This is a genomic window from Paenibacillus sp. FSL P2-0322, from assembly GCF_037975315.1.
GTDB lineage: Bacteria > Bacillota > Bacilli > Paenibacillales > Paenibacillaceae > Paenibacillus > Paenibacillus polymyxa_B.
Window position 1 is genome coordinate 5,174,597 of record NZ_CP150243.1, and the last position, 12,145, is coordinate 5,186,741.

Annotated in this window: 13 protein-coding genes; 7 read left to right on the forward strand and 6 right to left on the reverse strand. The window is 43.8% G+C overall.

Going from position 1 to position 12,145, the window contains the following annotated elements; genetic code table 11:
* The first annotated feature begins 219 nt into the window (after positions 1-219).
* From MKY24_RS23010 to MKY24_RS23020, 3 genes are all read left to right on the forward strand, one after another.
* Positions 220-753: a MarR family transcriptional regulator gene (locus MKY24_RS23010; protein ID WP_339200953.1), complete on the forward strand. Its 534-nt coding sequence runs from the start codon at positions 220-222 to the stop codon at positions 751-753.
* A 134-nt stretch (positions 754-887) separates the two neighbouring features.
* Positions 888-2,207, forward strand: a complete 1,320-nt coding sequence (locus MKY24_RS23015; protein ID WP_023990400.1) for an HlyD family secretion protein — start codon at positions 888-890, stop codon at positions 2,205-2,207.
* Positions 2,191-3,441 (forward strand): ABC transporter permease, encoded by a 1,251-nt coding sequence (locus MKY24_RS23020; RefSeq protein WP_339200954.1) that lies wholly within the window; start codon positions 2,191-2,193, stop codon positions 3,439-3,441. Before MKY24_RS23015 ends, MKY24_RS23020 begins: the two co-directional genes overlap by 17 nt.
* A gap of 122 nt (positions 3,442-3,563) precedes the next feature.
* Here the strand turns inward: MKY24_RS23020 and MKY24_RS23025 are convergent, their stop codons facing one another.
* Positions 3,564-4,124 (reverse strand): NAD(P)H oxidoreductase, encoded by a 561-nt coding sequence (locus MKY24_RS23025; protein WP_028541776.1) that lies wholly within the window; start codon positions 4,122-4,124, stop codon positions 3,564-3,566.
* 159 nt (positions 4,125-4,283) lie between these two features.
* Between MKY24_RS23025 and MKY24_RS23030 the strand changes: the two genes are divergently transcribed.
* Positions 4,284-4,679: a helix-turn-helix domain-containing protein gene (locus MKY24_RS23030; protein WP_023990403.1), complete on the forward strand. Its 396-nt coding sequence runs from the start codon at positions 4,284-4,286 to the stop codon at positions 4,677-4,679.
* A gap of 59 nt (positions 4,680-4,738) precedes the next feature.
* Here MKY24_RS23030 and arsC read toward each other — a convergent pair whose 3' ends face one another.
* The 4 genes from arsC to MKY24_RS23050 all read right to left on the reverse strand — a co-directional run bounded on the left by arsC (position 4,739) and on the right by MKY24_RS23050 (position 8,589).
* Positions 4,739-5,158, reverse strand: coding sequence for an arsenate reductase (thioredoxin) (gene arsC / locus MKY24_RS23035; RefSeq protein WP_338533721.1), 420 nt, complete (start codon positions 5,156-5,158; stop codon positions 4,739-4,741).
* A gap of 25 nt (positions 5,159-5,183) precedes the next feature.
* Positions 5,184-6,473 carry an arsenical efflux pump membrane protein ArsB gene (locus MKY24_RS23040; protein WP_023990404.1) on the reverse strand — a complete coding sequence of 430 codons (1,290 nt, stop codon included), beginning with the start codon at positions 6,471-6,473 and terminating at the stop codon, positions 5,184-5,186.
* An 88-nt stretch (positions 6,474-6,561) separates the two neighbouring features.
* Entirely contained in the window at positions 6,562-6,915 is a 354-nt protein-coding gene (locus tag MKY24_RS23045) for a metalloregulator ArsR/SmtB family transcription factor (RefSeq protein WP_023990405.1), read from the reverse strand.
* 81 nt (positions 6,916-6,996) lie between these two features.
* Positions 6,997-8,589, reverse strand: coding sequence for an alkaline phosphatase family protein (locus tag MKY24_RS23050; RefSeq protein ID WP_339200957.1), 1,593 nt, complete (start codon positions 8,587-8,589; stop codon positions 6,997-6,999).
* Between the two features lie 185 nt (positions 8,590-8,774).
* Here MKY24_RS23050 and MKY24_RS23055 point away from each other — a divergent pair, with 185 nt between their 5' ends.
* Both MKY24_RS23055 and MKY24_RS23060 read left to right on the forward strand, forming a co-directional pair.
* The gene (locus MKY24_RS23055; RefSeq protein ID WP_264454503.1) at positions 8,775-9,548 is read left to right on the forward strand and encodes an alpha/beta hydrolase; all 774 of its coding nucleotides are present in this window, start codon (positions 8,775-8,777) and stop codon (positions 9,546-9,548) included.
* Positions 9,549-9,978: 430 nt separating this feature from the next.
* Complete coding sequence (locus MKY24_RS23060) at positions 9,979-11,484, forward strand: dienelactone hydrolase (protein ID WP_264454502.1); 1,506 nt, start codon at positions 9,979-9,981, stop codon at positions 11,482-11,484.
* A gap of 196 nt (positions 11,485-11,680) precedes the next feature.
* On the opposite strand, the gene tnpB is transcribed toward MKY24_RS23060, so the two are convergent.
* Positions 11,681-11,932: an IS66 family insertion sequence element accessory protein TnpB gene (tnpB, locus tag MKY24_RS23065; protein ID WP_071558214.1), complete on the reverse strand. Its 252-nt coding sequence runs from the start codon at positions 11,930-11,932 to the stop codon at positions 11,681-11,683.
* Between the two features lie 63 nt (positions 11,933-11,995).
* Here tnpB and MKY24_RS23070 point away from each other — a divergent pair, with 63 nt between their 5' ends.
* Positions 11,996-12,130: a hypothetical protein gene (locus MKY24_RS23070; protein WP_256715726.1), complete on the forward strand. Its 135-nt coding sequence runs from the start codon at positions 11,996-11,998 to the stop codon at positions 12,128-12,130.
* The last annotated feature ends 15 nt before the right edge of the window (positions 12,131-12,145 follow it).

The following is a 12,145-nucleotide window of genomic DNA, read 5'->3' on the forward strand; positions in this document are numbered from 1 at the left end:
TGTAACTAATCTGCCAGTTAGCTTAATGAAGCATCGTCAGTCTAACACTTTATTTTTCAGTCTAATACTTTATTTTCTTTTTACAACAACCTCCATATAGTGAAAAATATACATGACGATTAACAAATTTTAGCTTGAAATTCATTTTTGAATAGATTAAGATTAGTCGGCTAACTAATTTGTTGATTGGAACATACTGTAAGAAGAAAGGAGAACCCTATGGATTTTGATTTACGGGACTTGCCCACTCGTGAGGCGCTGCAAGAATTTTCTAAGCGTATCCCCGAGATTGATGTAAGAGCGACAGAAGCTATGCTATTTTTTATGCGAGTATCTTCCAGTGTTTTTAAAGTCAGTTTTGAGGGCTTTGAGAAGTTCGATATATCTCATGGAAAATTTTCAATATTAATTCTCCTGTACCGTAACATCCAAACAGGATTGCTGGCTACAGAGCTTGCGGAGAAAGTAGGAGTTAGCAAGCCTACCGTTACCGGTCTGCTTGACCGCCTGGAACGCGATGGGCTTACTATGAGATCCGTACACCCTTCCGACCGCCGTATGAGCATTGTTAAACTGACCGAACAAGGAACAGAAATGATGGAAAGACTGCTGCCTACACATTTCACAAGCACTTCCACACTGATGAGCCACCTATCCACCGATGAAAAAGAGCTGCTCCTGACATTACTCCAAAAAATAGAAAGCGGCATCCCTCAAGCAAAAGAGATATATAAAGCAGCAAAACCAGAATAAGTTTTAATTTTGCGTTTTAGTTAGCCGACTAACTTTTAAATTATTAAATAAAAGAATAAATAAAATGTACATACCAGGATATTTATTCGAGTCTATGTTTAACTCATTTTATGAATGTAAGGAGCGTATTACTCATGAATCGCACACAAGTCGCCAGCCTCATCATCCCTGTCATTTCTATTGCCTGCCTTATCGGCGGGGGGTTCCTGCTTCAGACTAACGGACAAGATCAAGTCAATGCTTCTCGATCTGTTAAAGGCACAACACTAAATGCGGATAGCATTCATGTATCGTTTGAACAAGTAGGAGGCAAAATCCTGAACATCCCGGTAACAGAAGAAACTAAGGTGAAAAAAGGAACTGTCCTTATGACTTTGGATTCCAAAGATGTGGATCTGCAAATTGAGCAGCTGCGGACACAAATCGCCCAGTTCAATACGCAGATCAGCCAACAACAACAATCCATCCATTTAGGGTATACACGAGCAGCAACTCAGGAAAAACAGGCACAGCTAGATATCGCGCAAGCTCAAGTGACTGAGAGTAAAAGTCAGGCCGCATTGCAGCGGGCACAAGCGGCTGAACGTCAAGCCACTGCTGCGGAACAACAGGTCAATAACGGGGCTCGGGATGAAGATGTTCAGCAGCAACGAATTGCCGTAGCCTCAGCCACCAAAAATGTTCAGACGGCTCAGACCAACTATAAGCGTAATAAAGCACTCTATGATGCAGGAAGTGCATCCAAAGCAGCGTTGGATGATGCCGAATCCTCTTTGACTTTAGCGACAAATCAGTTGAGCCAGCAAAAAGAGTCTCTTCAAAAGCTACTTCATGGTGCCACTTCTGAAGAACGTATGCAGGCCAGTGAACAGACGACACAAGCAGCCGTTTCGGTAAAACAAGCCGAGGAAGAAATTCGCGGTGCCCAATTGTCCGTCGATCGTTCCAAGACCCAACTGGAAACCATTCAGCAGAGTCGTCAACAGTTGGCAGATCAGAAGCTGGCTATTGACCTCTTAAAGCAACAAAAAGACACACAGGAAGTTCAGCTTAAAACGTTGCTGCTCAAAAAAGAACGCCTGGTGTTAAAAGCACCACAGGATGGCAAGGTTACTTCGATTAGTACCAAAGTCGGCGAAAATGTGGCGCAAGGGGCTCCTGTGATTACCCTGGAAACCAATGATTTATATTACGATCTCTATGTGAATGAAGAACAAGCGGGGAAATTCAAGGCCAATCAAGAAATTAAAACTCATATCTCTGGTCTCAATAAGGACCTGAAAGGTACGGTACGCTATGTAACTGCCGCACCACAATTCGCTAATGTGAAGATGTCCCGTGAAAAAGGAGAAGCAGATACCGCTACATTCCAGGTACGTGTATATGTAACAAGAGAAGCAGCTTTGCTACCAGGCATGACAGTTGAGGTGAATACAAATGAAATCTCTTCGTGATGAATGGTCGTATCTGGTTCACTCCAAGTATCCGATCATAGCTATCATCTTCCCATTGATTGCCGTACTGGGGTATTCACTGTTGCTCCCAAGCAGCCAAATTAACGACGCTAACGTGGTAGTGGTGGATCAAGATAACACAGCTTACAGCCGTGAGTTCATTCAGAAAATAGATGCTTCCCCGTATATGAACGTAGCTGAGATTGTTTCGTATACGGACAACCCTGAACAGTATTTTTATCATGAGCAATATTTGGCTGTTATTTCCCTGCCGCATGGTTTAGAGGATAATCACAATCGTTCCCTTTCCAGCCGCGTGGGTCTCATTCTCGATAATACCAATGTTCAATCTATTACTTCGATTCGTACAGCTATGCAGGAAATTAGCGTTTCCGAGAATATGGAACTGTCTGTTCCAGCTATGTTGAAAACCGGGATGAACGCAGAACAGGCCCAAGGGGCCCTCAATGGTATCGCCTTGGAAGTGCGTTCCCTGTTTAATCCAACGAATGACTATCAGAATACGACGATACTTGCATTCACTTGTATGTTCTCTTTTATGATACTCAATATAAATAGCTTACCTCTGGTCGCTAGACTCCGGGTTTCCAAGAGGCTGGCTGCTGAGCTGCAAAATCCGTTCAACATACTACTGCGTATGCTTCCTTATACGCTGTTTTCGACGGCTGGCTTAATCTTCTCTCTCGGGATGCTTAAAGTGTTTGGAGGAGGCCGTTTCGAGGCCAATCCGATTCTCTTTATAATTCCGGTTGTCCTGTATGTATTCGGTACCGTTTGTATCAATGTCCTGGTTGCATGGGGCGCTGCACATCCAGGACTAGCCATCGGCAGAATGGTGATGATACTCATGCCTGCTTTTGTTTTATCAGGGGCTGTTCTTTCCAGATCACTGTTTCCACCTTTAGCGATTCAAATCGGTGATTTCTTCCCCTTTGTATGGATGTACAAATTCCTTCGTACCATGGGTCTGCGTGGTGCACCTTTGCAAGAGATGCTTCCCGAACTCGGTTCTCTGTTACTATATGTGGGTGTACTCTCCATGCTGGTGATCGCCAGAGCACTGTGGGAAAAACAAAAGCTGGCCAAGCAAACTGCTGGCAATGCTTCTGAAAAGGGATCACCACATCCTGTTGTTCCAGCAAGCTCAACTGGCGGCGGGTTATCTATGCAAGGGGCACCATCAGCACCTATGCATGAGCCTATAAAAGGATAGAGTCTCGTCTATAAAATAAAAAAGGGTTAAGTGCCGTCTAACGAGCCTTAACCCTTTTTCAATAATCAGGATTTTGCAAAATTCTCAATAATATTAAATTGTCATTGTTATCAGAATAAAATTCACTTATATGCCCGACCTAATTGATAAGCGTGCTCCAGTAAACCTTCAATGTATTCTTTCGATTCGGACAAAGTATCATAGAAGAACTCCACCTTGGACTCTCTTACTCTTGCGTAACCAGCAATGGCTTTATTCAAATAATTAGTAACTAAATCGTGATATTCATACTTGATCAGATGTTCTTTCGTTCCTCCCGCCAAGCACAGCCACAAGACCTGTTTTGTCTTGAACTCCTCAAGTAAACCTATGTTCCACACTTTATCCAGGTACCCTTTTAGCATGGAAGGAACACTGTACCACCATAGAGGAAACACAAAGACCAGAGCATCCGCAGCAGCAATTCTGTCCATCTCTCTCCGTGTTTCAGGAGCATATTGTTTATGAGGCGTATTCCAATCCAGCTCATCTGCCGCGCTATATACCGGATTAAACCCATCCCGATACAAGTCCAAAATATCTACCTCGTGCTTATTCTCTTTCAATCCCTCTACAAAACGATTCATGACCGCAAGGGTAAGTGAATCTTCTCTAGGATGCGTGACGACCAATAGAACTTTCATGTATCCGTAACCTTCTTTCTCCTCGTGATTGGTGTACCCTGTTTACAGATGCTATTATGGTTGATATATATATAAGTGTGAAGTACGCACTTCATTGTACCGTAGGTACTTTAAGGTTCCTTAGTGCTTTTAGAACTACAAATTGGAGGGGGAAAGTTTATGGAAGACAACGCCAAAACCTATATGCTCGGGATCGAAGCAACTTTGGAGGTCATCAGTGGAAAGTGGAAAGGCATCATCCTACACCATTTAATCAGCGGCAGAAAACGTACATACGAACTTCGTCAACTCATTCCCAAAATCACCCAAAAAGTGCTCACCCAACAGCTTAGAGAGCTTGAAAAGGATGGAATCATCCACCGTATCATTTATAACCAGGTTCCACCCAAAGTGGAGTACGAGCTTAGTGAATATGGATGGGATTTTAAAGATCTGCTTGATCGTTTTTGCTTATGGGGAGAAGATCATTTGGATAGGATCTATGGAGATAAAACAAAGGTGCTGGAAGAGTATACTGTGAGGGAAAAAAACGCCAAACAAGCACCACCTCTTTAAGGAAGCGTGCTTGTTTGAAATACTATACTACATGCCTCTTCCTAAACTGTGCACCTTGTTTATTCACCAGTCTCCAAAAATTTCCGAATACGAGCCCCTACTTCATCCCGTACACGCTGGAACACGCTCCATTTCTCTTCTTCTGTTCCTTGTGCTTTAGCCGGATCATCAAACCCCCAATGTTCACGACGAACGTGCGGAGGTGTGATAGGACATTTATCAGCAGCATCTCCGCACAAGGTCACAACGAAATCCGCGCTGTTCAGCAAAGCAGGATCTATAATATCTGAAGTTTGACCGGAGATATCGATCCCTATTTCATTCATCGCTTGCACCGCTTTAGGGTTAAGGCCGTGTGCTTCAATGCCCGCACTGTATACATTCCAACGGTCTCCCAAGTATTTTTTGGCCCAGCCTTCTGCCATTTGGCTGCGGCAAGAATTACCAGTGCATAAAAAGTAAATTTTCTTCTTTTCCATCATTAATGTCTCCTTCAATGTTCAATTATGAAATGACTAACCACAGGTATAAGCCCAGTAGGGTCATAAAAAGTGTAGGAATGGTTAAGACAATGCCTGTCTTAAAATAAGTCCCCCAAGAAATTTTTACGTTTTTCGAACGGAGCACATGCAGCCACAACAACGTGGCTAATGAACCAATCGGAGTTATTTTCGGCCCTAGATCCGATCCAATCACGTTAGCATAAATCAACGCCTCTTTGACCATACCGGTTGCATGGGTGGCATCAATGGCAAGCGCATTAATCATGACCGTAGGCATGTTATTCATGACCGACGAGATAATCGCCGCAATAAAACCCATGCCCATGGTGGCCACAAACATACCTTGATCGGCAGCCGCTTGAATCACATGGGCCAGCAGATCCGTCAAACCGGCATTACGCAGACCATACACCACAACATACATTCCGATGGAGAAAAATACGATAGCCCATGGAGCGCCCTTGATGACTTCTTTCATCGGCACTGCAGGACTTCTACGCGCCATCAATAAGAAAAAGATAGCAATAATACCGGCCACCACCGAAACGGGAATATTAAAAAATTCGCATGCAAAGTAGCCAATGAACAAAACCGCGAGAACGATCCAGGACATACGGAACATCTTTGGATCTTTAATCGCTTCCGCAGGCCTGATTAATTGTGTCGCATCAAACGTTTTCGGAATCCTTTTACGAAAAAAGAGATACAGTACTCCTATACTGGCTGCTAAAGAAAATAAATTAGGTATAATCATGCGACTCGCATATTCCATAAAGGTGATACCAAAGAAATCGGCTGACACAATATTAACCAAGTTGCTGACCACAAGCGGAAGCGACGTCGTGTCTGAAATAAAACCGCTCGCTATGATAAAAGGAAAAACCATTTTCTCATCCAATTTAAGTGCCCGAACCATCGCCAGTACAATCGGTGTCAGTATTAAGGCCGCACCGTCATTCGCAAAAAAAGCAGCAACAACGGCGCCAAGAATGGTCACATAAACAAACATCCGGGTTCCGCTTCCTCGCGCAGCTCGTGCCATGTGAAGCGCCGCCCATTCGAAGAAGCCTATTTTATCAAGCACCAACGAAATCAGAATAATGGCTACAAAAGCCAGTGTCGCATTCCAGACAATATGAGTAACTTCCCAAACATCATGCAAATCGACGACACCCACCAGCAAGGCGAGTATGGCACCGCCGCAGGCAGACCATCCTATGGACAAATTTTTAGGCTGCCAGATCACCAACACTAAAGTGGCTAAGAATATAATGCATGCCAACAAAATCAATGTTTTAAACCTCCATTACATCACCTTATAAACATATACTTATATTAAAAACATCTTTATCCCTGCAAGGAGTTAAACGGAGCAGCCTTTAGGATGAGCAGCAAGCCGATGAATCCGGTCCACAAGATGCGATCGGCTCCTCTTTATTCAGCCATTTTAAAATCTGCTTAGAGTCTGGCATACTCTCAAGAACAGCTTGAATATGCGGCTTGTCGTCTACATTTAAGGAATAGTATACCCACTGACTTCGTCGTTCTTCTTTTACAATCCCTTGCGACTTTAATTTTCTCAAATGTTGGCTAATGGCTGGCTGCGACATATCAAAGATATCTACAAATTCGCAAACACACCATTCTCTCTCTCTTAGCAGGGAAAGCATGGCCAGCCGAGTTTTATCCCCCAATAGCTTTAAATGATCGGCTACATAACCAAGTTGATCCAAGGTGTGCCCCCCCTTCCACTTATATAACTATATGCTTATATACTAATGTAGTACGGTTTTAATATCAAGCACGAATAATACTTATTCGTTCACCAATTGCATAATCCAGTCTTTTATATCCACGATTCGCAGTGTTTTGGGACGTGTATTCGTTCCGGAAATAATTAATGGGACAAGGGAATCTTTTTCATGCAGCGATCCATGAGCTCCCCCTCCGATGTGAGTAGGGGAACTTTCGCCGACGAGTTCATATCCAGGTTGGACCGTGACGACAACATATCTTCCTTCATGTGAATTCATTGCCCCGTGTAGCCTCGCCAAAACGTCTGGATATTTTCCATATTGGATCCGGTTGTTATTCACCGTAATATCCACAAGGTCCTCTTCGCCCGACAAGGTCCACGATTGCCCATATTCATCGATGAATTTTCCACCGGGATGATAAGAAAACAGCTTACCCTTTTTTCCCTTTGTAACATGAATATTGTTTTTACCATCTTTCATAGCGATAATGTCGAGCTTGTCCTCATGCTGTAAAAGCTTCGCCACGTTGGACAGCTCTACGTTATCGCTTATCGCATAGATATAGGCCATCCGTTCATTAGCGGCAATCACGATTTGGTCATCACTTCTTACAGGTTGATTTAATTTTGCAATACGGTAATGATTCAAAAGCGACTTTAAATCAACAGCGGCAACCTGTCGATCATCATAAACAGCGCTTTGCGCACTGTCACCCATGACAACCCATATCGCATTGTTTACAGCTTGTTCCCACGAACCATATGCATTCAACACAGTTTGCAGTGCTTGATCTGCTTTTTCGATTCCCTCCAGTTGAGTCGGGCCCTTTCTATGCGCTAAATTATCATTCTCTGGAAAGTATGTGATGGTTACGTCTGGAAGTTTCTTCTGGCTTATTAGAAAAGCGGTATCTTTTGCGGAAAATTCGTCGTTCATCCCAAATTTTTTCCACAAAGGAGTATTCCAGCTATTTTTCAGATTCAATTGTGCCAAAGCTGCATAAGATAACCATTTAGGCCCTGTTACTATCATTTTTTCTGGCACCCTGCTGCTATTCGCTATGAAGTCAGGCACTTTTAAGGCATGTTTCGTTTTCCCTCTGAAGACAATAGCATTGATGGACGCGGATTCTTTTCCTTTGTCAGCCAATTCCTCATGTATGGTTTTCGTTTTTTTATTCAAATGAACTTGGTTTAATTGGTAAATTGCGTCTAAGAATACTTGCAGTTGGTCTATCTTCAAGGCTTCTTTGGCACCATTGCCGTAGAGAATCATGCGTTTCTTTTGGTCGCTGTACCAAACGAGTCCGGGCACATGATGTTGGTTTGCATACGTTCCCGTTAATAATGTACTGTCGATTGTCACAGACATCGTGGGAAATGAACTCACTACTTGCGGGAAATATTGCCCTTGATGAAGGAGATATTGCATCGCGGGTGCACGGCCTTCTTGAATCGCATCTCGCAAAGGCTTATCCATTAATGAATCAATCAAGATCACAATGACAGGTTTTTTGCCCATTTGATTTACTATGATAGGTGACTTCACACTTTGTTGTTTTAGCTGTTGACTGGAGTCCGCTCTACAGCCCAAGATCATCAACAATAAACTTAGCACTAGTGCTATGGTAACTTTATTTTTCATGCCCATGTATGTGTCCCTTTCTTAGAAAAACTTGATCCTCTTATTTTTTTCTTGTACTAAAAATATTATTCCTGTATTGGATCATTGGGACAAAGGTATTTCATACAAGCAATTAAAGTTACGCCTCCATGAATTTTTTGGATCTAATAGGCCAAATTTAAGATCAAACCATTCAGGGAGGGAGCATAACCATGGCTACTACAAACATAAACGAATACTCTATGCATTACATGGATTCTGGTGAAGGAATGGCCATCCTATTCATTCACCCTCCAGTACTCACAAGCTTAAATTTTACATACCAATTCCAAGAGTTATCATCCGATTTTCGAACTATAGCTTTTGATATCAGAGGACACGGTAAAAGTCAGCCTTCCGAACAAACGGTTACTTATCCTCTCATCGCCCTGGATATTAAACATTTGATGGACCGGATGAGCTTAGATAAAGTATTTTTGTGTGGATATTCTACCGGAGGCTCGATAGTACTTGAGTTCCTCTTGACTTATCCAGATCGGGCATGGGGAGGAATTGTTATCAGTGGAATGTCGGAAGTAAACGAATGGCGACTAAGAAACAAAATTTCTTTGGGCATTGCTCTTTCCAAAATCGGCGCAGTCGGTACGCTTGCCCTTTCTATTGCTTGGTCACAAACGAAACAGCTATCTTTGTTCCGTAAGTTATTCAACGATGCGAAGCAGGGAAATCCCAGGAATGTCGAACAATATTACCGTTACAGCTTGAAGTACAACTGCACCTCTCGGCTCACGGAAATCCAGCTTCCTGTCCTGCTCGTTTATGGTGAAGAAGATAAGCACTTTCATCCCTATGCCAAAATATTGCATCAACAGTTACCAAATAGTGAGCTGGTTTTCCTTAAGAAAGCTGACCATCGCCTTCCTACGAAGGCCGCCAGATTATTGAATGAACTGATCAAGCAGTTCGTAGATCGCTTCAGTCTTTAAGGTAAATCCTACAGGAAAATTCCACATACATATCTACATCCCACTCCTGTTACGTAAGCGTCAAGTAGCCCCCACCTGTTCAACTAAATGAGGGCTAAGTTATGCTGAATTATGATTTAACAAGTTAGCGGAAGTGATGCTGACCGAGGTGTTTCGGTCAATCTCGCCTTTGAACCCTTCCATAAACGAAGCAAGAAGCTGAGTTCTGAAAATCATTTTATCGGAGATTGGAGATTGAGCTGTCTTCACAATTGTGAAACAAACAGCCCCGGCCGAAAGGCAGGAATCAGCACATTACATGCCGTTTTCTGCGCCATCGTCGCGCAACCTTACAAGAGTGTTAGGCAATTGTCATCTAGATCAATGGTATCAACCTAGCTGCTCCTCTATACTAATCCATTGATAGGATTATTTTTAAGGGGGAGTTGGCGTGAGGTTTTTTGAAATGCTGCTATTCTTTTCAAGTGCTTGTTTGTTGGCACTCCTGTTCATTATCAATCAACGTATTCGAAAACCAGCTTTGCTCCTGACAAGCGGAGCAGGCTCCATTTTTTTAGTGATACATTTGCTTGTCGAAGGATACAGGGTTCAGCTTTTATTTTTATACGGATTTACGATCCTGATGCTTATGCTCTCACTTATAGACGTTTTCATAACGCTGAAAGTCGTTCGGACTGCCTCGCGAATCCGTAGGGTGCTGGGCCGCCTTTTTATCGTGATTGGGCTAATCGCAACGGGGTGCTTCCTCTATGTGTTTCCCGTATTCGACTTTCCGGCGCCAACCGGCGAGTTGAAGGTAGGTACGCAAGTCTTTCATTTCATCGATCCAAGCCGGGAGGAGACATTTGGCAAAACCACGACAGGCAAAAGGGAATTGATGGTTCAGGTATGGTATCCAACTCAAGCTGGCATAGGCAAGTATGCTCCCTTTATTCCCGAAACCCAGATTTTACGTTATATGGCCGCGGACTATGGCCTTCCCGGGTTTACTTTTCAACACCTGAAGTACGTACCCAGTCATGCTTATTCGGGGGCCGAAGTCTCTTGGGCACAGACTTCATACCCGCTGATCCTTGCGAATCCCGGCAACGGCTCTTCCAGGTACCTCCACACGTCGCAAGCCGAAAATCTCGCGAGTCATGGATATATCGTGGCAGTGATCGACCACACCTACAATACATTTGCAACCGAGTTTCCGGACGGGCGAATCACGACCAGCACAACCAACGACTTATTCTCGCCCGACCATGATTACCAGACGAGTAGAGGAAATCGCGACAAATTGGGACAAGTTTTAACCGGCGATGTGGCGTTTGCGCTGGACCAATTCGAGCTCATCCAATCGGGACAGATTCCAAGTCATCTAAAAGGGAGAATTGATCTTGGTCATGTCGGGGTGTTCGGTCATTCCATCGGCGGAGCGACGGCCTATGACGCTTCTTACGATCCGCGAATCGCGGTTGGAATAGACCTTGATGGAGGGCTTTATCGACTGCGTGACAGAGAGGGTCTGCGAAAGCCGTTTTTGTTCATCAACTCGGAAAGCTATTTCGAAAAATTAAAAATGGTGATGGATAACCGGGTCTACACGGATGCAGAGCTTAACCATATGGGCTCAACAAGAGAGTGGGAGGATCAAGTAACGGAAGATAAAAAGTTGGAGCTTGAACGGATGCGCGAAACGGTCGACGAAGGAGGACAAGTCCTCTATATCGAAAATACGGAGCATTTGAATTTTGCCGACGTACAGTTCATTTCTCCGATTTTCAAAATGCTGGGCATTACAGGAAAGATTGCGCCCGAAAGAGCGAACTCCGTTATCAATGCCTATATGCTGGATTTCTTCGATAGGTATCTGAAAAATCAAGGCGGAATCTTAATGAAAGGACCGGATAGCCGCTTTCCGGAGGTGAAGTTCGTAACCTCGCTATTATAAATTACGGAACAGGCTACCGATTTTGATATGCTCCCCTTCAAGTAGACAGGTTTAATAAATAAACCGCTACTTGAAGGGGAGTTTTCCTTTGTCTAAGAAGAACGAATACAATGCGATTGAGAAACTAGCCATCATACAGGAGTTAAAAGCAGGACAGAGCAGCCGTGTGGAAGTAGCAAAAAACATAACATCAGCGTTACCACCTTAGTAAAATGGCTACTACTTCTTCCTTGCCTGTAGGCCATTGAAATCTGCCACGTTCTAGGCTGCGATAGTAAAGCCAGAACCCATTGTGATCCCAATATAGAATTTTGAGCTTGTTGCATGCCCGGTTACAGAATACGAATAAGCCGGAGGAGAACGGATTCAGACCAAAGCTTTCCTGAACGATGGCAGCAAGTCCGTCGATCGACTTGCGCAGATCGGTGGAACCACAAGCAAGAAACACACGCTGATGCTTGGAAAGGTCAGCATGGTGAAGTAAGCGCGTGAATCACTTCGCGCAAAAGCATTGGGTCAAAGCGGGAATGAAGCTCGATACTGGCTTCACCGATATGAAGGATTAGAGAAGGAGAAACGCTGCCAGGTGGATCTACAGTGGCAAGAGGTACAAACTGTACGGGAGAAGTCTTTGGATCTGGAGTAGCTGAGGATGATACCG